Source organism: Mesorhizobium ciceri biovar biserrulae WSM1271 (assembly GCF_000185905.1).
GTDB lineage: Bacteria > Pseudomonadota > Alphaproteobacteria > Rhizobiales > Rhizobiaceae > Mesorhizobium > Mesorhizobium ciceri.
The window spans coordinates 4,707,458-4,730,483 of record NC_014923.1 but is presented as its reverse complement, the minus strand read 5'-3'; the positions used below and the strand labels follow the sequence as shown (position 1 = coordinate 4,730,483).

General features: G+C 65.0%; 22 protein-coding genes. 16 read left to right on the top strand and 6 right to left on the bottom strand.

The genetic code is table 11. From position 1 onward, the window contains the following. The first annotated feature begins 16 nt into the window (after window positions 1-16). A complete protein-coding gene (ileS, locus tag MESCI_RS23020) occupies window positions 17-2,980 on the top strand; it encodes an isoleucine--tRNA ligase (RefSeq protein ID WP_013532360.1) in 2,964 nt (987 codons plus the stop codon). 207 nt (window positions 2,981-3,187) lie between these two features. Next, window positions 3,188-3,859 carry a hypothetical protein gene (locus MESCI_RS23015; protein WP_013532359.1) on the top strand — a complete coding sequence of 224 codons (672 nt, stop codon included), beginning with the start codon at window positions 3,188-3,190 and terminating at the stop codon, window positions 3,857-3,859. 36 nt (window positions 3,860-3,895) lie between these two features. On the opposite strand, the gene MESCI_RS23010 is transcribed toward MESCI_RS23015, so the two are convergent. After that, window positions 3,896-4,345: a nucleoside deaminase gene (locus MESCI_RS23010; protein ID WP_013532358.1), complete on the bottom strand. Its 450-nt coding sequence runs from the start codon at window positions 4,343-4,345 to the stop codon at window positions 3,896-3,898. A gap of 182 nt (window positions 4,346-4,527) precedes the next feature. Here MESCI_RS23010 and MESCI_RS23005 point away from each other — a divergent pair, with 182 nt between their 5' ends. From MESCI_RS23005 to MESCI_RS22985, 5 genes are all read left to right on the top strand, one after another. Next, on the top strand, window positions 4,528-6,540 hold the full coding sequence (locus tag MESCI_RS23005; protein WP_013532357.1) for a pseudouridine synthase: 2,013 nt from the start codon (window positions 4,528-4,530) through the stop codon (window positions 6,538-6,540). Beyond that, window positions 6,537-7,091 (top strand): 16S rRNA (guanine(966)-N(2))-methyltransferase RsmD, encoded by a 555-nt coding sequence (gene rsmD / locus MESCI_RS23000; RefSeq protein WP_013532356.1) that lies wholly within the window; start codon window positions 6,537-6,539, stop codon window positions 7,089-7,091. Before MESCI_RS23005 ends, rsmD begins: the two co-directional genes overlap by 4 nt. Window positions 7,092-7,225: 134 nt before the next feature. Beyond that, window positions 7,226-8,614 (top strand): M16 family metallopeptidase, encoded by a 1,389-nt coding sequence (locus MESCI_RS22995; protein ID WP_013532355.1) that lies wholly within the window; start codon window positions 7,226-7,228, stop codon window positions 8,612-8,614. 74 nt (window positions 8,615-8,688) lie between these two features. Continuing rightward, window positions 8,689-10,116, top strand: a complete 1,428-nt coding sequence (locus tag MESCI_RS22990) for a M16 family metallopeptidase (protein WP_013532354.1) — start codon at window positions 8,689-8,691, stop codon at window positions 10,114-10,116. Then, a complete protein-coding gene (locus MESCI_RS22985; protein ID WP_013532353.1) occupies window positions 10,113-10,982 on the top strand; it encodes a patatin-like phospholipase family protein in 870 nt (289 codons plus the stop codon). Before MESCI_RS22990 ends, MESCI_RS22985 begins: the two co-directional genes overlap by 4 nt. A gap of 41 nt (window positions 10,983-11,023) precedes the next feature. Here MESCI_RS22985 and MESCI_RS22980 read toward each other — a convergent pair whose 3' ends face one another. Further along, a complete protein-coding gene (locus tag MESCI_RS22980; RefSeq protein WP_013532352.1) occupies window positions 11,024-11,566 on the bottom strand; it encodes a dihydrofolate reductase family protein in 543 nt (180 codons plus the stop codon). Between the two features lie 187 nt (window positions 11,567-11,753). Beyond that, window positions 11,754-12,323: an elongation factor P gene (efp, locus tag MESCI_RS22975; RefSeq protein WP_013532351.1), complete on the bottom strand. Its 570-nt coding sequence runs from the start codon at window positions 12,321-12,323 to the stop codon at window positions 11,754-11,756. 117 nt (window positions 12,324-12,440) lie between these two features. On the opposite strand from efp, the gene epmA reads away from it, so the two are divergent. Both epmA and MESCI_RS22965 read left to right on the top strand, forming a co-directional pair. Beyond that, the gene (gene epmA, locus MESCI_RS22970) at window positions 12,441-13,481 is read left to right on the top strand and encodes an EF-P lysine aminoacylase EpmA (RefSeq protein ID WP_013532350.1); all 1,041 of its coding nucleotides are present in this window, start codon (window positions 12,441-12,443) and stop codon (window positions 13,479-13,481) included. 111 nt (window positions 13,482-13,592) lie between these two features. Then, entirely contained in the window at window positions 13,593-14,843 is a 1,251-nt protein-coding gene (locus MESCI_RS22965; RefSeq protein WP_013532349.1) for an NAD(P)/FAD-dependent oxidoreductase, read from the top strand. Window positions 14,844-14,866: 23 nt separating this feature from the next. Here MESCI_RS22965 and MESCI_RS22960 read toward each other — a convergent pair whose 3' ends face one another. Continuing rightward, entirely contained in the window at window positions 14,867-15,283 is a 417-nt protein-coding gene (locus MESCI_RS22960; protein WP_013532348.1) for a VOC family protein, read from the bottom strand. 166 nt (window positions 15,284-15,449) lie between these two features. On the opposite strand from MESCI_RS22960, the gene MESCI_RS22955 reads away from it, so the two are divergent. From MESCI_RS22955 to lpxK, 6 genes are all read left to right on the top strand, one after another. Further along, window positions 15,450-16,793, top strand: a complete 1,344-nt coding sequence (locus MESCI_RS22955; protein WP_013532347.1) for a TldD/PmbA family protein — start codon at window positions 15,450-15,452, stop codon at window positions 16,791-16,793. Further along, window positions 16,780-17,583 (top strand): 3'(2'),5'-bisphosphate nucleotidase CysQ, encoded by an 804-nt coding sequence (locus MESCI_RS22950; RefSeq protein WP_013532346.1) that lies wholly within the window; start codon window positions 16,780-16,782, stop codon window positions 17,581-17,583. Before MESCI_RS22955 ends, MESCI_RS22950 begins: the two co-directional genes overlap by 14 nt. 103 nt (window positions 17,584-17,686) lie before the next feature. Next, window positions 17,687-17,932, top strand: a complete 246-nt coding sequence (locus tag MESCI_RS22945; RefSeq protein ID WP_013532345.1) for a DUF4170 domain-containing protein — start codon at window positions 17,687-17,689, stop codon at window positions 17,930-17,932. Between the two features lie 5 nt (window positions 17,933-17,937). Continuing rightward, entirely contained in the window at window positions 17,938-18,729 is a 792-nt protein-coding gene (locus MESCI_RS22940; RefSeq protein ID WP_013532344.1) for a lysophospholipid acyltransferase family protein, read from the top strand. Beyond that, window positions 18,726-20,042, top strand: a complete 1,317-nt coding sequence (gene waaA, locus MESCI_RS22935) for a lipid IV(A) 3-deoxy-D-manno-octulosonic acid transferase (RefSeq protein ID WP_013532343.1) — start codon at window positions 18,726-18,728, stop codon at window positions 20,040-20,042. The genes MESCI_RS22940 and waaA overlap by 4 nt, the downstream gene beginning before the upstream one ends. A 1-nt stretch (window position 20,043) precedes the next feature. Further along, on the top strand, window positions 20,044-21,069 hold the full coding sequence (lpxK, locus tag MESCI_RS22930; protein WP_013532342.1) for a tetraacyldisaccharide 4'-kinase: 1,026 nt from the start codon (window positions 20,044-20,046) through the stop codon (window positions 21,067-21,069). Here lpxK and MESCI_RS22925 read toward each other — a convergent pair. Then, complete coding sequence (locus MESCI_RS22925; RefSeq protein WP_013532341.1) at window positions 21,066-21,299, bottom strand: DUF2093 domain-containing protein; 234 nt, start codon at window positions 21,297-21,299, stop codon at window positions 21,066-21,068. The genes lpxK and MESCI_RS22925 overlap by 4 nt on opposite strands. A 125-nt stretch (window positions 21,300-21,424) precedes the next feature. Here MESCI_RS22925 and MESCI_RS22920 point away from each other — a divergent pair, with 125 nt between their 5' ends. Next, on the top strand, window positions 21,425-22,012 hold the full coding sequence (locus tag MESCI_RS22920; RefSeq protein ID WP_013532340.1) for a hypothetical protein: 588 nt from the start codon (window positions 21,425-21,427) through the stop codon (window positions 22,010-22,012). A 39-nt stretch (window positions 22,013-22,051) separates the two neighbouring features. On the opposite strand, the gene MESCI_RS22915 is transcribed toward MESCI_RS22920, so the two are convergent. Continuing rightward, complete coding sequence (locus MESCI_RS22915; protein ID WP_013532339.1) at window positions 22,052-22,978, bottom strand: LysR family transcriptional regulator; 927 nt, start codon at window positions 22,976-22,978, stop codon at window positions 22,052-22,054. Between the last annotated feature and the right edge of the window lie 48 nt (window positions 22,979-23,026).

Here is a 23,026-nt window from a genome sequence, read left to right as displayed (position 1 = left end):
TGCACATGGCAGACCAATGACCGATACAACTGAAACGATCGACTATTCCAAGACGCTTTATTTGCCGCAGACGGACTTCCCGATGCGCGCCGGCTTGCCGGAGAAGGAGCCGCTGCTGGTCAAGCGCTGGCAGGACATGGATCTCTACCGCAAGCTGCGCGAGAGCGCTGCCGGCCGCACGAAATACGTGCTGCATGACGGCCCGCCCTACGCCAATGGCAACATCCATATCGGCCATGCGCTGAACAAGATCCTCAAGGACGTCATCACCCGCTCGTTCCAGATGCGCGGTTACGACTCGAACTATGTGCCCGGCTGGGACTGTCACGGCCTGCCGATCGAATGGAAGATCGAGGAGCAGTACCGCGCCAAGGGCAAGAACAAGGACGAGGTGCCGGTCAACGAGTTCCGCAAGGAATGCCGCGAATTCGCCGCGGGTTGGATCACGGTGCAGGGGGCCGAGTTCCAGCGCCTCGGCGTCATCGGCGACTTCAAGAACCCCTATACGACGATGGCTTTCCATGCCGAGTCGCGCATCGCCGGCGAGCTTTTGAAATTTGCCATGTCGGGCCAGCTCTATCGCGGCTCCAAGCCGGTGATGTGGAGCGTAGTCGAGCGCACGGCGCTGGCCGAGGCCGAGATCGAGTACCACGACTATGAGAGCGACACGATCTGGGTGAAGTTTCCGGTCGCCAGCCTTGTCCGCCCCATTGACGATGGCCAGACCAAGCTGACGGAGGGCGCCCTCGATCTGCTGCAGGCCCACGTCGTCATCTGGACGACGACGCCGTGGACGATCCCAGGCAACCGCGCCGTCAACTATTCGCCGCGTATAAATTATGGCCTCTACGAGGTCACGGCAGCCGAGAACGCGTTCGGCCCGCAGCCGGGCGAAAAGCTGATCTTTGCCGACGCACTGGCCGAAGACTCCTCGGCCAAGGCCAAGGTCACCTTGAATCGTCTCCGCAGCGTTTCGGCGCAAGAGCTTGGAAGCCTTACGCTTTCACATCCGCTCAAGGGTTTTTGCGGCGGCTACGAATTTGCCGTTCCGATGCTCGCCGGCGACCATGTCACCGACGATGCCGGCACCGGCTTCGTCCACACCGCGCCCGGACACGGCCGCGAGGACTTTGACGCCTGGATGGACGCGGCGGTGGATCTGCGCGCACGCGGCATCGATCCCGCCATCCCGTTCACCGTTGACGATGGCGGCTTCTTCACCAAGGACGCGCCGGGTTTCGGACCGGACCGCGAGGGTGGACCGGCGCGCGTCATCGACGACAACGGCAAGAAGGGCAACGCCAACCAGGCCGTCATCGACGAGCTGATCAAACGCAACGCGCTGTTCGCGCGTGGCCGGCTGAAGCACAGCTATCCGCATTCATGGCGGTCCAAAAAACCGATCATCTTCCGCAATACGCCGCAATGGTTCGTCTATATGGACAAGGACCTCGGCGATGGCTCGACGCTGCGCAGCCGGGCGCTCAAGGCCATCGACGACACCCGTTTCGTGCCCGCCGCCGGCCAGAACCGCATCCGTGCCATGATCGAGGAGCGCCCGGACTGGGTGCTGTCGCGCCAGCGCGCCTGGGGCGTGCCGATCGCCGTCTTCGCCGATGTCGACGGCAATGTGCTGAAGGACGAAGCGGTCAACCAGCGCATCATGGACGCCTTCGAGAAGGAGGGCGCCGACGCCTGGTTCGCCGCTGGCGCCAAGGAGCGTTTCCTTGGCAATCACGATGCCTCCAAATGGAAGCAGGTGATGGACATCCTCGACGTCTGGTTCGATTCGGGCTCGACGCATGCCTTCACGCTGGAGGATCGCCCTGACCTGAAATGGCCGGCCGACGTCTATCTCGAAGGCTCCGACCAGCATCGCGGCTGGTTCCATTCCTCGCTGCTGGAAAGCTGCGGCACCAGGGGCAGGGCGCCTTACGATACTGTCGTCACCCATGGTTTCACCATGGACGAGGATGGCCGCAAGATGTCGAAGTCGCTCGGCAACACCGTGGTGCCGCAGGACGTCATCAAGCAGTCGGGCGCCGATATCCTGCGTCTGTGGGTGGTGACGACCGACTACTGGGAGGACCAGCGGCTCGGCAAGAACGTGCTGCAGACCAACATCGATGCCTACCGCAAGCTGCGCAACACCATCCGCTGGATGCTCGGCACGCTCGCCCATGACGATGGCGAAGAGGTGCCGCTGGAGAAGATGCCGGAGCTGGAGCGGCTGATGCTGCACCGGCTGGCCGAGCTCGATGAGGTCGTGCGCTCGGGCTACGACGCCTTCGAATTCAAGCGCATCACCCGCATGCTGCTCGATTTCATGGTGGTCGAGCTGTCGGCGTTCTATTTCGACATCCGCAAGGACGCGCTCTACTGCGACGCGCCGTCGAGCCTGAAGCGCAAGGCTTCGGTGCAGGTGGTGCGCCATCTCTTCGATTGCCTGGTGAAATGGCTGGCGCCGATGCTGCCCTTCACCATGGAGGAGGCCTGGCTCGATCGTCATCCCGACGCGGTCTCGGTGCATCTCGACCAGTTCCCGCAAATCCCGGCGGACTGGAAGAACGAGGCGTTGGCGGAAAAGTGGCGCCAGGTGCGGCAGGTGCGGCGCGTCGTTACCGGCGCGCTGGAGATCGCGCGCGCCCGGAAGGTGATCGGATCGTCGCTGGAAGCGGTGCCGGTCGTCACCATCAACGATGCAGCGCTCGAAGCGGCGATTTCAGATGTCGACATGGCCGAGATGGCGATCACCAGCGATCTGGTCATCGCTCATGGCGAGGCACCGGCTGGTGCCTTCGCGATCGACGACGTCAGGGGTGTCGCCGTGGTGGTCGAGAAGGCCGAGGATCGCGGCCTGTTAAAATGCGCACGCTCATGGCGCTACACCGCCGATATCGGCCAGGATCCGGAATTCCCGGATGTTTCGGCCAGGGATGCGGCGGTGCTGCATGAATTGAAGGCGCTTGGCCGGCTTTGACAGGCCGGCCAGCTTGATCGGTGCACAAATGCCACGCCGGGCGGGTGAAAACCGCCCGCGCGTTGCCCTTAACGAGTGGTTGAGGTAAACACGCGAAACTCCGGAAGACAAATTGTCGCCGGATTTCCGTCGCAAGTGCTTGGACGATGGGGACCGGCCACGAGGCTGGTGGCAATCGAGAGGCTGTCTAGAGTGGGACTTTTTGGCATGACCGAGAGATATAATGCGCGCCTGGCGCTGCTGGCGCCGCTTGTCGCGTCGGGCCTCGCTTTGTCCGGCTGCATGGGCTCTCCGACCTACGGCACCGACAAGACCGCCGGCGAACAGCTGGCCGGCGATATTTCAGGCGCCTTTTCATTTGCGCCGAAGCGCAAGGAACAGATCGACTACAAGCCGCGTCCGACGCTTGTAAAGCCGGCGCCCGGCCAGAAGGAAGCGCTGCCGGCCCCGCAGGACAGCATCGAGACGGCGAGCGCCGAATGGCCCGAATCGCCCGAGCAGCGCCGCGCCCGCTTGCGCGCCGATGCCACCGCCCATCAGAACGACCCGGCCTATCAGTCGGAGATCGTCGACGACGTGCAAACCGATCCGGCCTCGGTGAAAAGGGCGATGGCGGAGTCAGGCTCGAGCCACCCGCCGGCATGGACACCGGCCGATTCCGACAAAGGCCGTGCCGCCGAGATCCAGCGTCGCCTCGCCGACAGCAAGCAGGGCGATCCGAACACCCGCAAATATCTGAGCGAGCCTCCAGTGCAGTATCGTGTCGCGGCCGGCACCGCGCCGCAGAACGAGCTTGGCGAGGACGAGTACAAGAAGGAACGCCGTCTCAAGAAAGAGGCGGAAGGCAAGAAGGGCAGCGGCTGGTTCGATTGGCTGTAAGAACACCGAATTGTGTCGCCGGGCGTAGCGCCCGCTTCAGCCGCGCCGCTCCCGAAAAAATCCTTTAAGCAGCAGGCCTGCTTCGGTCTCGCCCATGCCCGGATAGATGTCGGGCGCGTGGTGGCAGGTCGGCGAGGCGAAGAAGCGCACGCCATTGACCACAGCGCCGCCCTTGTCGTCGGCGGCGCCGAAATAAAGCCGGCGCAGCCGGGCGAAGGAAATGGCGCCGGCGCACATGGCGCAAGGCTCCAGCGTCACATAGAGATCGTGCCCGGTCAGCCGCTCTGCCGACAGTTTGCGGCAGGCTTCGCGGATGACCAGCATCTCGGCATGCGCGGTCGGGTCGGCAAGTTCGCGTGTGCGGTTGCCGGCGCTGGCGACAACACCAGCGCCGTTGGCGATGACGGCGCCGACCGGCACTTCGCCTCGCAAGGCGGCAGCTTCGGCCTCCTTCAGCGCCAGCGCCATGAAATCGGGCCGCTTCACGCGATTTCCACTCCGATTATCTCCTCGCCACCTGACGGTGATCCTGTTATGGAGCGCATGACATCGAAAATCGGGACTCGGTTTTCGAAAATGATCATGCGCCACATCAAAAGTGCTACAGCGTTCGTTGCGCGCCCGAAAGGATGCGCCACGCTGTAGCAGCGCAAACGGATAAAGGCCACATGGACGACAACGACAAGAAATTCCGACCCAGGAAGGGGCCGGCCAAGAGTGGGCCGAAAGCCGCGGGACCGCGCAGCCGCGATGGCGCCGCGGGCAAGGGCGGCAAACCGTCCTTTGGCGCCAAGAAACCTTACGCACCGCGTGGCGACCGGCCGATGGCTGCCGATGGCGAGCGGCCGAAGCGCGATTTCAAGGGCGGCGACAAGCCTTTCAGCAAAGGCCCGCGTCCCGAAGGCAAGCCTTTTGAGAAACGCGAGGGGCCGCGCAAGCCCTATGCACCGCGCGGCGATCGCCCAATGGCCGCCGAAGGCGAGCGCAAGCCCTATGAAAAGCGCGAAGGGCCGCGCAAGCCCTACGCACCGCGGGGCGACCGGCCCGTGGCCGCTGAAGGCGAGCGCAAGCCCTACGAGAAGCGCGAAGGGCCACGCAAACCCTATGCACCGCGGGGCGACCGGCCGGCTGCGGCGGCAGCGGGCGGCGAAAAGCGCTTCGACCGTCCCAAGCGCGATTTCAGTGACCGCGCCCCGCGTGACGCCGTCGATCGCCCAAAGCGTGACTTCAGCGATCGCCCGAAGCGGGATTTCAACGATCGGCCGCAAGGCGCGTCAGGCGGCAGCTTCAAGCCACGCCCGCGTCCCGCCGAGGCTGCGGAAGAGGCAGGCGAGCGCATCGCCAAGCGGCTGGCCCGCGCCGGCCTCGCCTCGCGCCGCGATGCCGAGGAACTGATCGCCGCCGGCCGCGTCAAGGTCAATGGCCGCGCCCTGACTTCACCGGCCTTCAACGTGATGCCTGATGACATCATCCATCTCGACGGTATGGAAATCCCGCCGATCGAGCGCACAAGGCTGTTCCTGTTCCACAAGCCGGCCGGCGTCGTCACCACCAACCGCGATCCCGAGGGCCGCAAGACCGTCTTCGACGTGCTGCCGGCTGAATTGCCGCGGCTGATGACCATCGGCCGGCTCGACATCAACACCGAAGGCCTGCTGCTGCTCACCAATGATGGCGGCCTGTCGCGCGTGCTCGAACTGCCGGCCACCGGCTGGCTGCGCCGCTACCGCGTGCGCGTCCACGGCAAGGTCGAGGAAAGCGCGCTTGCCGGCCTGCGTGAAGGCATTGCCGTCGACGGCGTCTTTTACGGCGCCATCGAAGCGACGCTCGATCGCGAGCAAGGCACCAATGCCTGGCTGACGATCGGCCTGCGCGAGGGCAAGAACCGCGAAGTCAGGAACATCCTGGGTTCGCTCGGCCTCGACGTGACGCGGCTGATCCGTATCTCCTATGGGCCGTTCCAACTCGATGACCTCGCCGAGGGCCATGTGCTGGAGATCAAGGGCAGGGTGTTGCGCGACCAGCTTGGCGAGCGCCTGGTCGAGGAATCCGGCGCCAATTTCGACGCCGATGTCACCAAGCCGTTTTCCAACAAGCCGGTGCGGCGCACCGAAGTTCGCGAGCCGGAGCCGGAACGGCCGAAATTCACCCGCGATGGCGAGCGCCGCCCGATCGGCGAGGGCGGGTTGATCAAGAATCGCAAGCGCCGCGAAGGCAGCCGCGATGAGGCTCTGGGCAAACTGTCGACAAGCCCCGACAGAAACGCTGAGAAGAGTTTTGGCGAACGCGCCCCGCGTCCCGAACGCAGCTTTGGCGACAAGCCGCGCGGCAATTTCGGCGACAAACCGCGCGGTGGCTTCGGCGACAAGCCGCGTGGTGCTTTTGGTGGCAAGCCGGGCGGTGGCAAAAAGTCCGAGCGCGAGCAGCGGCCGATCGAGCCGCCCGGCCAGCGCAAGGCCAATGTCTGGATGGCGCCAGGCGCGCGACCGATCGGCAAGGGCAGGGCCGAAGCTGACGCCGCCAAGGCGGCTGACGCCAAGGCGCGCAAGGCCTCGTTCAAACCGACCTATGGCAAACCGGCCGGTGCAAAGCCGTTCGGCAAGCCGCGCGGCGAACGTCCGGGCGGGGCTGGCGGCGGTGAGCGTCCGCGCAACGGTCCCCGAGGCCCCAAAGCGAGATGAGAATCGTCGGCGGTGAGTTTCGCGGGCGTCCGTTGGCGACGCCGCGCTCGAGCGCCATCCGTCCGACGACCGATCGTACCCGCGAGGCGGTCTTCAACGTGCTGGCGCATCGCTTTGCCGAGCAATTGGACGGGGCACGCGTGCTCGACCTGTTCGCCGGCACCGGCGCGCTGGGACTCGAAGCGCTGTCGCGCGGTGCCTCCTACGGTGTCTTCATCGAGGAATCGGCGGAAGGCCGTGGCCTGATCCGCGACAATGTCGAGGCCTTCGGGCTGACCGGCCGCACCAAGATCTTCCGCCGCGATGCCACCGGCCTCGGCGAGGCCGGCACGCTGGCGCCGTTCGGCCTTGTCTTCGCCGACCCGCCCTATGGCAAGGGCCTTGGCGAGCGCGCCTTGCAGTCGGCCAAAGCCGGCGGCTGGCTTCGCCCCGGCGCGCTGTGCGTGGTCGAAGAGGCCGCGGTGGCGTCCTTCGAGCCAGGCCCCGGCTTTTCGGTGCTGGACGAACGCAACTATGGCGAGACCGTCATCCGCTTCATCGAGGCGTCCTGATACGCCTCGTATCCTTGGCCGGCATCCATGGGCCGGCCTCTTTGCCGCCGCCTTTGCCGGCAACATGATCAACAAATCACTTTGCTTGTCGCCAGCACCTTGCCTATCGTCTGTCGACAGAACCGGAGCCGTTGATGACATCCAGGATTGAATGGCTGCGGGGAACGCTGTTGGCGACCTCCTTGGCTTTTGTCATGACCAGCCCGGTGCTGGCCGAGAGCCCCGTCTTGCCCAACACGGTTCCGGCCGAGTTCAAGGTCACGGATTTCCTGCTCGACAACGGCATGGAGGTGGTCGTCATTCCCGACCACCGTGCGCCGATCGTCACCCACATGGTCTGGTACAAGATCGGCAGCGCCGACGAGCCGCCCGGCAAATCCGGCATCGCGCATTTCTTCGAACATCTGATGTTCAAGGCAACGACCAACCATGCGGCCGGCGAGTTCGACCGCGCCGTCTCCGATATCGGCGGCTCCAACAACGCCTTCACCTCCTATGACTACACCGCTTTCCACGAGACGGTGGCGCCGTCGGCACTCGGGCTGATGATGAGCTTCGAGGCTGACCGCATGCGCAACCTCATCCTCACCGACGATGTCATCAAGACCGAGCGCGACGTCATCCTCGAGGAGCGCCGCTCGCGTATCGACAACAGCCCCGAGGCTGTGCTGGACGAGGAGGTCGATGCGACGCTGTGGCAGAACCAGCCCTATCGCATTCCGGTCATCGGCTGGATGCAGGAGATGCAGCAGCTGAACCGCGTCGACGCCACCGCCTTCTACGACAAATACTACCGGCCCAACAACGCCGTGCTGATCGTCGCCGGCGATGTCGAACCGGACACGGTGCGGGCGCTGGCCGAAAAGACCTATGGCAAGGTGGCGCGCGGCCCCGATCTGCCGCCCCGCATCCGCCCGGTCGAGCCGGAGCAGAACACCAAGCGCACGGTCACGCTCTCCGACGCGCGCGTCAGCGTGCCGAGCTTTTCCACGCAATGGGTGGTGCCGTCCTATCATTCGGGAAAGCCGGGCGAGGCGGAAGCGCTCGACCTCTTGGCGGAGATCCTCGGCGGCGGCAATCGCAGCCGGCTGTACCAGGCGCTCGTCGTCCAGCAAGGTATCGCATCCAGCGCCGGCGCCTTTTTCCAGGGCACCATGCTCGACGACACCAACTTCACCGTCTACGGCGCGCCGCGCGGCGATGCCAGGATTTCCGACGTCGAAGCGGCAGTCGATGCGGAGGTGGTGCGCATCGTCAAGGATGGCGTGACGCCATCGGAACTGGAAAAGGCCAAGGACCGCTATGTCAGGTCGATGATCTTTGCCCGCGACAAGCAGGATTCCATGGCCAACATCTACGGTTCGACGCTGGCCACCGGCGGCAATGTGCAGGACGTCCAGCAATGGACGGACCGCATCCGCAAGGTCACCGCAGACGAGGTCAAGGCGGTCGCCGCGCGCTATCTGGTGCTCGCCCGGTCGACGACCGGCTATCTCTTGCCGCAGCAACAGGCGGGGAATTGATGATGACGAACCAGCACCGCCGCTCTCTCCCTTCTCCCCTTGTGGGAGAAGGTGGCCGAGCGAAGCGAGGTCGGATGAGGGGTGTTCCAGCTTGGCGCCGACGGCGCTCCGTCACCCACCCCTCAACCGTCTCGGCGCTGCGCGCCGATCCACCTTCTCCCACAAGGGGAGAAGGAAGGGCGCTCGCCGCACTCACCACCCTTTTCCTCTCCATCCTCTTCCTCATCCTGCCGGCGCTCACCGCGCGGGCCATGGAGATCCAGTCCGTCACCTCGCCAAAGGGCATCACCGCCTGGTTGGTCGAGGATTATTCCGTGCCGGTCGTCGCCATCCGCTTCGTCTTTGGCGGCGGCTCGACGCAGGATCCTGTCGGCAAGGAAGGGCTGGCCAATCTAATGACCGGCCTGTTCGACGAAGGCGCCGGCCCGCTCGATAGTGAAGACTTCCAGATCAAGCTCGACGATGCCGGCGCCGAGATGAGCTTCGACGAGAGCCGCGACGGCATCTACGGCTCGATGCGCATGCTGGCCGAGCAGCGCGACCAGGCCTTCGACCTGCTGCGGCTGGCGGTCAACGAGCCGCGCTTCGACCAGTTGCCGATCGACCGCATTCGTTCCCAGATCCTGTCCGGCATCATCGCCGGCGAAAACGACCCGGACACGGTGGCGCAGAACAAATGGGCGCGCGCCCTCTATGGCGACCATCCCTATTCCCGCTCCGATCAGGGCACCAAGGAAAGCATCGCCGCCATAACGTCCGATGATCTGAAAGCCCTGCACAAAGCGGTGTTCGCGCGCGGCGGCCTGCATGTCGCCGTGGTCGGCGCCATCGACGCGGAGACGCTGAAGAAGAAGCTCGACATGGTGTTCGGCGACCTGCCGCAGAACCAGGCGCTGAGGCCTGTGGCCGATATCGACCCGAAGCTGGCGCAGCATATCGAGGTCGACTACGACCTGCCGCAGACCTCCCTGCAGCTCGCCTTTCCAGGCGTGAAGCGCAAGGCGGCGGATTTCTTCCCCGCCGTGCTGATGAACGAGATCCTCGGCGGCGGCACCTTCACCTCGCGCCTGTTCCAGGAAGTGCGCGAAAAGCGCGGACTGGCCTACAGTGTCAACTCCTCGCTCATAAACCAGGACCACGCTAACGCGCTGATCGTCAGCACCGGCACCCGGTCCGACCGTGCGGCCGAGACGCTTGGCATCGTCCGCGATGTCGTCAAGCAATTGGCCGAACAAGGCCCGACCGAAGCGGAACTGGCGGCGACCAAGAAATACATGATCGGCGCCTACGCCATCAACAATCTGGACTCGTCCAGCGCCATCGCCTCGACATTGGTCGAGTTGCAGCTCGACGATCTCGGCATCGACTACATGCAGCGCCGCGCCGGCTACATCAACGCGGTGACGCTCGAACAGGTCAAGGCGGCGGCGAAAAAGCTGCTGACCACCGAGCCGACCATCATGATCATCGGCCCGAAACTGGCCGGAGCGGGCAAGGGATGAGCCCCACCTTCGGCATCGCCTTCGGCGGCGGCGGCGCGCGCGGGCTGGCCCACATCCATGTCATCGAGGCGCTGGACGAGCTCGGCATCAAGCCGGTGGCGATTGCCGGCTCGTCGATCGGCGCCATCATGGGTGCCGGCATGGCATCGGGTATGGCCGGCAAGGACATCCACGACTACGCCCGCTCGATCCTCGGCCGCCGCGCCGAGGTGGCCAGCCGCATGTGGCGGGCGCGGCCGGGCACGATAGCCGAAGCCATGCAGAACGGCATCCGCGTCAGCCAGTTCAATGTCGAGCGCATCCTGAAAGCCTTTCTGCCCGAGGCCATCCCCGAAACCTTTGCCGAGCTGAAAATCCCGCTGAAGGTGACGGCGACCGACTATTTCGGTCACAAGCTGGCCGTCTTCGAAGACGGCGACCTGCACTCCGCGCTGGCGGCGTCAGCGGCCATTCCCGCCGTGTTCCGTCCGGTGATGCGAGACGGCAGGCTGCTGATCGACGGCGGCATCTACAACCCCGTGCCGTTCGACCTGATCGAGAACGACGCCGACATCATCATCGGCGTCGACGTCGTCGGCGCACCGGAAGAGGCCGACCGCAAACAGCCGACCTCCGTCGACCTGATGTTCGGCGCCACGCAATTGATGATGCAGTCGATCATCGCCAACAAGCTGAAGCAATGCCGCCCCGACATCCTGGTCCGCCCGGCAGTGTCGAGATACCGCGTCCTCGATTTCCTGAAGATCGACGCGCTGATGAACGAGACGGTGGATATCAAGGACGAACTGAAGCGGCAGGTGGAGAAGGCGGTGGAGGCGCGGAATAGCGCCGCCATCAAGGGGAGACGGGGCAAGCAGGTCGGGTGAGGATGCATCTTCCCCATTCGATCTGAAAGGCTCCAACCGATTTACGACTTCGCCGCCACCGGCGCATACTCCAGCGCCACAACGCCGTTGCTGAACGGCATCGCAGAAATCAGTTCGAGCGACACCGGTTCGCCGCCTGGGAACAGCGGCTTGCCTTGGCCGACGGTGCCGGGATAACTGAGCAGCCTGACGCGGTCGACTAGGCCATGGCGCAGCAATTCCTGCGCGACGCTGAGGCTGCCATGCACATAGATGTTGCCGCCGCTGCCTTGCTTCAGCGTCCTGACCGCTTCCGGCAGCGGTCCCTTCAGCAATTCGGCAGGCTTCCAGTCGAGCGCCTTCAGGCTGTTTGAGGCGACATATTTTGGCAGCGCGTTGAACCGGTCGGCAAAATCTCCGGTTTCCGTCGGCCAGGAGCCGGCAAAGATCTCATAGGTCGTGCGCCCCAAAAGCATGGCGCCGGTGTCGGCAAGCTCGTCCTCCTTGAACCTGTTCATCTCGTCGTTCCAAGTCATGCTTGGCAGCTTCTCGACCTCGGCAATGCCATCGACGCTGATGAATTCGGTGACGATAAGTTTTCGCATGGCGTTCTCCTTCTTCGCTCAAAGGACGGACCGCGCAGGGTCATTGCGACACGCTTCATGAAAAATATCACTGTGCGGGCGGAGGCGCCGCGTTCAAGGGGAGACAGCGGAAGAGGACAAGGGTGAGCCCTGGTGAAACGCAGGGCTGGCCGGTAAACCCGTAACCCCGTAACCCCACCGCTCGTCTTCAGTCCTTCGCCCGCTCCACATAAGCCCCATCCGCCGTCATCACCACCACGCGGGTGCCCGGCGCGATGTGGGGGGGCACCAGGGTGCGTACGCCGTTGGACAGCACGGCCGGTTTGTAGGACGACGAGGCCGTCTGTCCCTTGGTCGTCGGCTCGGTTTCCACCACTTCGAAGGTGGCGCGCTGCGGCAGCACCAGGGAAATGGCAATGCCGTTGAACTGCGACACCTGCACGGCCATGCCTTCCAGCAGGTAAGGTGCCATGTCGCCGACCACGGCTTCCGACACCGCCACTTGGTCGTAGGTTTCCGGGTTCATGAAGTGAAAGCCTTCGCCGTCGCGGTAGAGGAAGGTGTGCTCGCGCTCTTCGACATAGGCGCGCTCGACCTGCTCGGTGGTGCGGTAGCGTTCCGAAACCTTCACCCCGTCGCCGATGCGGCGCATGTCGAGCTGCGTTACCGGCGTGCCCTTGCCTGGGTGGATGTTTTCGGCAAAGAGGATCACATAAAGCTTGCCGTCCTTGTCGACGACATTGCCTTTGCGGAGCGAACTGGCGATGACTTTCACCACGGTTTTAAATCCTGCAAGAAGAGTTGACTGGCGTTTGCCGGCTAGTGCGGCGCTGGATGGGGGCCTACCGCATCTTGGCCGCCGCCGCCAGCCCCCTTCCACCATGTTCCGAGCCGCATGACCGAAGCTTCGCCCTGGTGGACGGCTGACGTTCACGCCGACCGCCGCCCGCGGCTGATGCTGCGCAATGGCATCGCCGCCGGCCTGCGCGACTGGTTCGCCGCCCATGATTTCGTCGAGGTGCAAACGGCGGCGCTGCAGGTCTCGCCCGGCAATGAGGCGCATCTGGCGGCTTTCGCCACGGAAGCGGTCGGGCCGGACGGTGCAAGGGCGCCACTCTATCTCCACACCTCGCCGGAATTCGCCTGCAAGAAGTTGATCGCCGCCGGTGAAACCAGGATTTTCAGCTTCGGTCCGGTCTATCGCAACCGCGAGCGCGGCCCCTTGCATCATCCCGAATTCACCATGCTCGAATGGTACAGGGTGGGCGAGGCCTATGAGAGCCTGATGCTGGATTGTGCGGCCTTTCTGGCGCTGGCCGCGACAAGGACAGGGGCGACTCTTTTCTCTTTCCGGGGCCGCGACTGCGATCCGTTTGCCGAGCCGGAACGACTGACGGTGGCGGACGCTTTCGCTCACCATGCCGGCATCGACCTGCTGGCCACGGTCGCCGCCGACGGCAGCACCGACCGCGACGCGCTGCACGCCGCCTTGACCCATGTCGGCCTGCGCACCGCGCCCGACGACAGCTGGGCCGATCTGTTCAGCCGGGTGATGGTGGAAAAGGTCGAGCCATTTCTCGGGCAGGGCCGCGCGACCATCCTGTGCGAATATCCTGTGGCCGAGGCGGCACTGGCGCGGCCGAGCCAGCGCGACCCGCGCGTCGCCGAGCGTTTCGAGCTCTATTGCTGCGGCGTCGAACTCGCCAACGGCTTTGGCGAACTGACCGACGCCGACGAGCAGCGCCGGCGCTTTGTTACCGAGATGGACGAGAAGCAGCGCATCTATGGCGAGCGCTATCCGCTGGACGAGGATTTTCTCTCAGCCCTTGCCATCATGCCGCCGGCCAGCGGCATCGCGCTCGGCTTCGACCGGCTGGCGATGCTGGCCACCGGCGCGCAAAAAATCGAGGACGTGATCTGGACGCCTGTCGCCTGAGGCGGAAAGATCTGGCCTATTCGATTCCAGGGATCAAGACTGGACCGTGACCCCGAACCAAGAGACCACATGATCGGTACTGGATTTCAAGGTCAATCGGGAAGATCTACAGTGGCTGCTTCTGAAACGGTCGAAATCGCCATCGTCGGCGCCGGAGTTGTCGGGCTGGCGACGGCACTTCGCCTTGTCGCGGACGGCCGCGAAGTCCTGCTCATCGATCCGAACGAGCCGGGCTCAGGCGCGTCGTTCGGCAATGCCGGAACGATCGCCGAATATGCCTGCATGCCGGTCGGCACTCCTGCGGTGCTGCGGGCATTGCCAAAGCTGCTGCTTGATCCCGACAGCCCGTTTTCGCTGCGCTGGCCGGCGCTGCTGCAGCTGGCGCCATGGCTCGTTCGGTTCATGCGGCAATCGCTGCCGGCGGCCACCCGGGCCAATGCGCTGGCGCTCGCCGGACTGCTGGCCGACGCCCTTCCGGCCTGGGAAGACATGGTCGGGGAGGCCGGGCTGGAGGACCAGCTGCGCCGCAATGGCTGTCTTTACCTCTATCGCCACTTGAGCGATTTTGCCGCTGGCGCCGGCGGCCGGGCAATGCGCGCTGGGTTTGGCATCCACCAAGAGGTGCTGACTCCCGAAAAGGTGGCGGCGCTTGAGCCGGGCCTGCCGGCGACAGCAGCGCATGGCGTGTATTTTCCCGACTCGATCAATGTCACCGATCCGGCAATGGTGATGCGGCGGTTGCTGGGCGCGGTGAGTGCCCGTGGTGCATCGGTGAAGCAGGCAGAGATCACCGGGCTGCAGGTCGAGGCTGACGGTGTGCAGCTCAGCGGACCCGGCGTTCGCATCAAGGCTGGCACGGTGGTGATCGCCGCCGGTGCACGGTCGCGCGCACTGGCCGCGCAGGCCGGCGACAGGATTCCGCTCGAGACCGAGCGCGGTTATCATCTGGAATTCCAGACCGACGCGCCGCTGCTCAACCGACCTGTCTGTCCCGTCGATCTTGGTTTCTACCTGACGCCGATGGCTGGCCGCTTGCGGGTCGCCGGCACCGTCGAACTCGGCGGCCTGGTCGCGCCGCCAAATCCGCGCCGGCTGGCGCTGCTTGACCGTGGCGCCAGGCAAATTTTTCCCAGGCTCGGCTCGCCTGCCTCGCAATGGCTCGGCTTCCGGCCGTCCCTGCCGGATTCCAGGCCGGTCATCGGCGCTTCGCGCGGCAGCTCCCGCGTAATTCATGCTTTCGGGCACGGTCATCTCGGCTTGACGCTGGCTCCGATCACCGCGCGGCTGGTCGCCGACTTGATCGGCGGACGCGGCGATCCGGCTCGGCTCGCACCTTTCGCGGCGGGCCGTTTCGGCCATTGATCGATGGATGCCCTCGATCTGAGCTAGTGCGCGAAAACCTGCTCCAGCGAGCGAAAGCCCTTGAATTCCAAGGCATTGCCCGAGGGGTCGCGGATGAACAGCGTTGCCTGTTCGCCGGGCTCGCCCTTGAAGCGGACCATCGGCCGTTCCAGCCAGTCGATGTCGTCGCGCGCCTCCAGCCGTGTCGCCAGGCGCTGCCAGTCGTCCATCAAGAGCACCGCGCCGAAATGCGGGATCGGCACGACAATGCCGTCGACCTTGCCGTCGCTGGGGGCCTGTGCGGCCTGCGGCCGCAGATGCGCCGACATCTGGTGACCGTAGAGGTCGAAGTCGACCCAGGTCGCTGACGAGCGGCCGATCGCGCAGCCCAGCACCTCGCCATAGAAAACGCGGGTTTCATCGAGATCACGGACCGGGAAGGCGAGATGGAAAGGCGTCATCGAAATGCTCCGTGCAGGCTGCGAACCGATTTTGCGTCACAGGGTTCGCGGTTTGAACCGTCCGCCCTGCATTTTGATTGAAGCCTATGCCATTGCACAAGCCGGACCGGAACAATAGATGGGTGGGCAACGGCCGCACACCGGCCGCACCAGCAGGATTTCAGGCATGACCGACATATCAGACGCAGCAAAATTGACCGACCGCGTCGCGGCCCTGGTCGAGGCTGCCAAAAAGGCCGGCGCCGATGCCGCCGACGCGGTGGCCGTGCGCGGCCGCTCGACCGGTGTGTCGGTGCGTCTCGGCAAGGTCGAGGCTACCGAAGCTTCCGAAAGCGAGGATGTGGCGCTGCGCGTTTTCGTCGGCGGCCGCGTGGCGAGTGTCTCGGCGACAGCGGCGTCCGACCCGAAAACGCTGGCCGAGCGCGCCGTGGCGATGGCGAAAGTGTCGCCGCAGGATCCCTATCAAGGGCTGGCCGATCCGGCATTGCTCGCCAAACAGACGCGCGATCTCGACCTGTTCGACGCCACCGAAGTGTCGGCAGACCAGTTGAAGGAAGCCGCATTGGCGGCGGAAGCGGCAGCGCTTGCCGTCAAGGGCGTGACCAATTCGGCCGGCGCCAGCGCCGGTGCCGGGCTGGGCGGCCTGGTGCTGGCCACCTCGCACGGCTTCCTCGGCCACTATGTCGGCTCGCGTTTTTCGCGCTCGGCCAGCGTTATCGCCGGCGAGGGCACCGGCATGGAGCGCGACTATGAATTCTCCTCGCGCCAGCATTTTGCAGATCTCGATGCGCCCGAGGACATCGGCCGCAAGGCCGGCGAGCGCGCCGTGCGCCGCATCGGCGCGCGCAAGGCGGCGACCGGGCCGGTCGACGTGGTGTTCGACCCACGCGTCGCGCGCGGCATCGCCGGCCATCTCGCCGGCGCCATCAACGGCGCCTCGGTCGCGCGCAAGACCTCGTTCCTGCGCGACATGATGGGCAAGCAGGTGGCCGCCTCCGCCATCACCGTCACCGACGAGCCGCTCCGGCGGCGTGGCCAGGCCTCGCGTCCGTTCGACGGCGAAGGCGTCGAGGGCGAAAAGCTGTTGATGGTCGAGAAGGGCGTGCTCAACCACTGGTTCCTGTCGACCTCGGCTGCAAGGGAGCTGGGCCTCGTCACCAACGGCCGCGGCGCACGCAGCGGCTCCTCCGTTACGCCATCCTCCACCAATCTCGCCATCGAACCCGGCGAGCGGTCGCCGGAAGAGCTGATCAAATCGCTCAAGACCGGCTTCTACGTCACCGAGGTGTTCGGCCAGGGCGTCGACATGGTCACCGGCGAATACAGCCGCGGCGCTTCCGGTTTCTGGATCGAGAATGGCGAACTGGCCTATCCCGTCGCCGAGGTCACCATCGCCTCGAACCTGAAGACGATGTTCCTCAACATGGTGCCGGCCGATGACCTCGACCGCAATTTCGGCACCGCGGCGCCGACGCTCCTGATCGAAGGCATGACCCTTGCCGGAGCATGACCTGACCACTGCCGGAGCCACCGAAGACTTGCCGCTGCTGCGCGATGCCGCCCGCGAGGCGGGGGTGATCGCCATGCGCTACTTCGGCAACAGCCCGCAAGTCTGGATGAAGGGCGGCACATCACCGGTCAGCGAGGCCGACCACGCGGCCGACGCCTATCTGCGCGAAACATTGCTGGCGGCGCGGCCGGATTATGGCTGGCTGTCGGAAGAGACAGTTGACGATCCGGTCCGGCTTTCGGCACGCCGCACCTTCGTCGTCGACCCGATCGACGGCACGCGCGGTTTCCTGGAAGGCCAGCGCACCTGGTGCGTCAGCGTCGCCGTCGTCGAGCATGGCCGCACGCTGGCCGGCGTGCTGGAATGCCCGGCGATGGAGGAGACCTATTGGGCGCTGCCCGGCCAGGGTGCTTTCCGCAACGGCAAGCGCATTGCGGTTCGCAAGCTGGCGGAAACGGCCGAGATTTCCGGGCTGAAGCAGTTGACCGACCTGATGCCTGCCGAATGGCAGGCGCGGCTGAAGCGGGCGCCTTACAGCCCTTCGCTCGCCTATCGGCTGGCCATGATCGCCAATGGCGCGCTGGACGCCACTTTCGTCAAGCCGAACGCGCATGACTGGGACATTGCAGCGGCCGACCTCATCCTGCGCGAGGCCGGCGGCCAGCTGCTCGACCAGCATGGCCGCGCTCCACTTTATGCCGGCGAGGTGACTCGTCACGGCGCCCTTGCTGCCGGCAGCGGTGAATTGCTGGCCGTGCTCGCCGGCGTCATCGCCGGTCTGGACACGTGAAAGCGTTTTCCCCGGCGAGATGAATTCATCTCGCCCTAAAGGTTCCAAAGTCGGCGGCTTTGGTCTAGACCTGTGACAAACTCACGATATGTGAAGGACCGACATGGCCGCGGAAGACGGAAAGAAACAGCTTTTGCATCTGGTGTTCGGTGGCGAACTGAAGAAGCTTGGCGGCACCGAATTCCGCGATCTCGACGGGCTCGACATCGTCGGCATCTATCCCGACTATCAATCCGCGCACACGGCGTGGAAAGCCAAGGCGCAAGCCAGCGTGGACAACGCTCACATGCGTTACTTCGTCGTTCATCTGCACCGGCTGCTGGACCCCGACAACAAGGCTGCCGGTTGACTTCGATGGAGCATGACCTGGCGAAAGGGCCAGCAAGCGATGCCGCGCCCACGGGCAGGGGACGCAGCCGCACGACCAAGGCCTTCTGGCGCAAGATTCGCCAACCGCTTGCGCAGTCGCGATTCGTCAAGAACGCCATCGCCAGCCTGTTCGCCCAGTTCGTCCGCTTCGTGCGCCTCACCAATCGCGTCGTCGAGGGATCGGCACGGTTTTCGGGCGGTGCCTATACCGAGTTCGAGCCTGGCATCATCGCCTTGTGGCACGGCCAGCATCTGCTGACGCCTGCCTATTATCCCAAGCGCAAGCCGCTGGTCGCCATGGTTTCGCGCAGCGCCGATGCCGAGCTCAACGCCTTGATGCTGGAAAAATTCGGCATCGAGGCGGTGCGCGGCTCGGGCGGGCGGGAAAATGCCAGGCACCTCGACAAGGGTGGGGCAAAAGCGCTTATCGCCCTGAAAAAGTCGCTCGCCGTCGGCAAGAACGTCGCCATGATCGCAGATATTCCGCACGGCACGCCGCGAGACGCAGGACTTGGCATCGTTCTCCTGGCTCGCCTCTCGGGCCGGCCGCTTGTGCCCGTCGCCATCACCACCAGCCGCCGCAAGGTGCTGGAGAAGAGCTGGGACAAGACCACCATCAACCTGCCGTTCGGCCGTTCGTCGATCGTCATCGGCCAGCCGATCTTCGTGGCGGCCGGCGCCGATGACGCCGAAATGGAGCGCAAGCGCCAGGAAGTGACGACAGCGCTCAATGCCGCGACCGCCGAGGCTTACCGTCTCGTGGATGCTCCGCGATGAGCGGCCGCTGGGCACGGGCCATGCTGTCGGCTTACCGATTCGCGGGTGCGGCAGCCTATCCGCTGGTCGGGCCCTACGTTGCCTGGCGCACCTCGCGCGGCAAGGAAGACCGCTATCGCCGCCGCGAGCGCTATGGCGTCGCCGGCCGCGCGCGCCCCGACGGGCCGGTGATCTGGATTCATGCCGCGAGCGTCGGCGAGACCATAGCCGTCGTGCCGCTGGTCGAAAGCATTCTCGACTACGGCGTCAACATCGTGCTGACGACCGGCACGGTGACCTCTGCGCAGGTCGCCGACGAGCGGCTCGGTGACCGCATCATCCATCAATATGTACCGCTCGATCTCAAGCCGGCGGTCAGCCGGTTCCTCGATCACTGGCAGCCGGATCTGGCAATCATCGCCGAATCCGAGATCTGGCCGATGACCATCCTCGAGCTTGGCGCGCGCCGTGTGCCGCAGGTGCTGGTCAATGGCAGGCTGTCCGACCGCTCGTTCAAATCGTGGAAGAAACGCGCCAACATCGCCGAGGCGCTGTTCGAGAACCTGGCTCACGTCGTGGCGCAGTCGGATGTCGATGGCGAGCGGTTTCTCGCGCTCGGCGCGCGGCCGGTGACGGTGTCGGGCAACCTCAAGGTGGACACGTCGCCGCCGCCGGTCGACGAACGGGCGCTGGCGACACTGCGGCGGCAGATAGGCACGCGCCCGACCTGGGCGGCGATCTCGACCCATGACGGCGAGGAAGTGGTCGCGGCTGAAGTCCACGCGACGCTGCACAAGCGCCACCATGGTCTTCTGACCATCGTCGTTCCGCGTCATCCCGATCGCGCCGAGGCGCTTGCGGCGCAGATTTCCGGCATGGGCCTGAAGGTCGCGCGGCGCAGCAAGGGCGACAGGATCACGGCCGACACCGACATATTGCTTGGCGACACGATCGGCGAGATGGGGCTCTATCTCCGGCTGACGGAAATAGCCTTCGTCGGCCGCTCGCTGACCTCCGAGGGTGGCCAGAACCCGCTGGAGCCGGCCATGCTCGACACGGCGGTTCTCGCCGGGCGCAATGTGCAGAATTTTCGCGAGGCCTACCAGCGTCTCCTCGACAGCGGCGGCGCCAAGCTGGTGCGCGATCGCGACATGCTGGCCGGCGCCGTCAATTTCCTCCTGACCAACGAAGTGGCGCGCCACGAGATGATGGCGGCAGGCATTGCGACCGTCGACGAGATGCGCGGTGCGCTGGCGCGTACGCTGAAATCGCTTGAGCCCTACATCCAGCCGCTGGTCGTCAAGTCGCGCCTGAAGGGCGCGAACGGGCGCTAGCGTGGCCTCGGAAGCACCACCATTCTGGTGGGAGGAGCCGGACTGGCGGGTCCTGGCACTGTCGCCGCTGTCGGCCATCTATGCGGCTGCCGCCGGCCGCGGCATGCGGCGGGCCAAGCGTGAGAAGATCGAAGCACCTGTTCTGTGCATCGGCAATTTCACGGTTGGCGGCACCGGCAAGACACCGGTGGCCATCGCGCTCGCCAAGCAGGCCAAGCGCATGCATCTGAAACCAGGCTTCCTGTCGCGCGGCCATGGCGGCTCCTTCGCCGAGCCGCACGTGGTCGATATCGACCACGACAGCGCCCGGCATGTCGGCGACGAACCGCTGCTGCTCGCCGAACACGCGCCGGTGGCGGTGACGCCGAACCGCGCCGCCGGCGCCCGGCTGCTGCTGGAACGAAATGGCTGCGATTTCCTGATCATGGACGATGGCTTCCAGAGCGCCCGCATCCACATCGACTATGCGCTGGTCGTGGTCGATGCGCGCTACGGGATCGGCAACGGCCGCGTCATTCCGGGGGGGCCGCTCAGGGCCAAAATCGTCGACCAGCTGGTTTTCACCAGCGGGTTGTTGAAAATGGGCGAGGGCACTGCCGCCGACAGCGTGGTCCGCCAGGCGGCACGCGCCGGCCGGGCGATCTTCGAGGCCCATACAGAGCCAAGCGGCAAGGCAGGGCTTGCCGGCAAGCGGTTCCTCGCCTTCGCCGGTATCGGCCATCCCGAGAAATTCTTCGACACGGTGCGCGAGGCCGGCGGCGAACTGGCATTGACGCGGCCGTTTCCGGACCATCATTTCTATGCGGAGGACGAACTTGCCGAGCTGGCGGCGACCGCACGCACTGAGGGGCTGGTGCTCATCACCACCGCCAAGGACGCCGCCCGGCTGCGCCACGGCGCCTCACAGGACTTTCTCGACCGGCTCGAGGTGCTGGAGATCGACACGGTCTTCGAACTCGATCACGTTCCCGAGCGCATCATCGACGAGACGCTCGATGCCTGGCGCCAGCGCAAGCTGAAGGGTTAACTGCGCTTACGCAGCTCCGGATGCATCTCGATTTCACGGCGCAGCGAGGCGGTGGCGCTGATATAGGGCTCTTGCCTTGCGACGCTCCAGTATTTCAACTCGTCGAGCGGAATGCTTTCGCCTGTCACCGCGCAGCGCACGAACGCGCCGGGGCTGGTAACCTGGAAGTCGCCATCCAGATAGCGGATGCGGGCTTCCTTGCCGCCGGGGCCTTCGAAACGGTTCATCATGCGGGGACGCCAGGGTTCATGAGGATTTCATCGCCATAAATTCCCGGCGAGGTCAAGCATGAGACAAGCCTGAGACAATGCTGAACGCTTATTGTGAAGCGGAAAAATGTTGTTGGTGGGCCGCAATGGACGTTTCCTCCACTCGTCTTCCCGCCCTGCTTAGGGAAGTGATGACGCCGCAAGCCGTGCCCTCGGGGCAGGCTGATCCAGTGATGACGGCACTGGTCAAGGCGCTGGTCCAACCGCCGGCGCCGTCTCTGCTCGCGCAGCAGACAGCGCCGGCGCTGTTGATTTTGCCGGCGGCGCCGATGGCCGTCAAATCGCAGCAGATCGCATCCGCTGGCATCGTCGATGCCTATCTTGCCCAGCTTGAGACGGGCGAAGAGGCGGCGTTGGCAACAGTCGTGGCGAGAAAGGCAAAACCCGAAGCCGAAACGCTGCGAGCCTTCTTGCCGCCTTCGACAACCGCCAATGACAATGCCTCCGCCAGGGTTGCGGGGCTGTCATTGCTTTCGCTTATCCCGCCGCAGGCTCCAATCCCGCGCAACGCTGCCGCCCTGGGTACGCCGGCGGGCAGGCACAGGCCGGCCAATCAATCCCATGGTGCGGTGCCGCACCCTGAGCAGTTGCTGGTGAAAATTGGCTTTGTTTCGATAATGGCCAGTTTGCTGGGAGCGGTGATCCTTGGGTTCGTTTTGTTGTTGCTTCGCTGAGCTTCGAATCGGCCGGTTTTCCATATAGGTCCGGAAGGCCTATCGCTCGGCTTCGATAAACGCCTCGATCTTGTCCTGGGCCAGCCCGGCCTCTGCCGCGATGCGGCGGGCGAGGTCGGCGGCGGCGGCACGCGGCCGCCCCATCGGCCGGTCGAGCCAGTAGGATACCGGGTTGAGGGCTGTGCGCTCATCGACGGGAGTGATGCGGCCCGATTGTAATTGATGTCCGGTCAGCGGCGGGCGGGCCAGCGCGATGCCCAGCCCATAGGCGGCGGCGTCGAGCACCAGATTGTAGTCCTCGAAGCGGCGGTCCTGCGGGCGCGGGCGGTAATCCATGCCTTGCGCGGCAAACCAGGCGCGCCAGGCCGACGCGTCGGAATCGTTGATCAGCGGATATTTGAGCAGCCGGGCAGGGTCGCCCCGGCCGATCTCGCGGGCAAGCTCGGGTGACGCGACAGGGAAGACATGTTCCTCGAAAAGTTGCACCGAGATGCGGCCCGGAATGCCGCCGCGTCCACAACGGATCGAGAGGTCGATGCCTTCATCGGCAAGGTCGGCCTGGCGGATGTCGACATCAAGCACGATGCGCAGCTTCGAGGGATTGTTTTCCAGAGCCGCCATGCGCGGCATCAGCCACAGTCCGCTGACCGAGGGAATCGAGGTCAGCCGCACCACCGCCGTGCCACGCGGCTCGACCCAGCGGTCGGAATGGGTCGATATCAGCGCAAAGGCTTCCGCCGTGCGCAGATGCAGCCTGTTGCCTTCGATCGTCAGCGAGACGCCGCGCGCACCACGGTCGAAGACTTTCAATCCCAGCCAGTCCTCGAGCTTGGCGATCTGCCGGCTGACGGCGCCATGGGTGATATTGAGCTTTTCGGCGGCCGCTGAAAAGCTGCCTGTCCGCGCCGCCGCATCGAAGGCGCGCAGCGTTTCGAGCGGCACCATTGTGTCCGAGCTGTGATCCATAGTCACAGGTGATCCTCGATTTCGTCGTTTGTCAACCGGGGTGAAAAG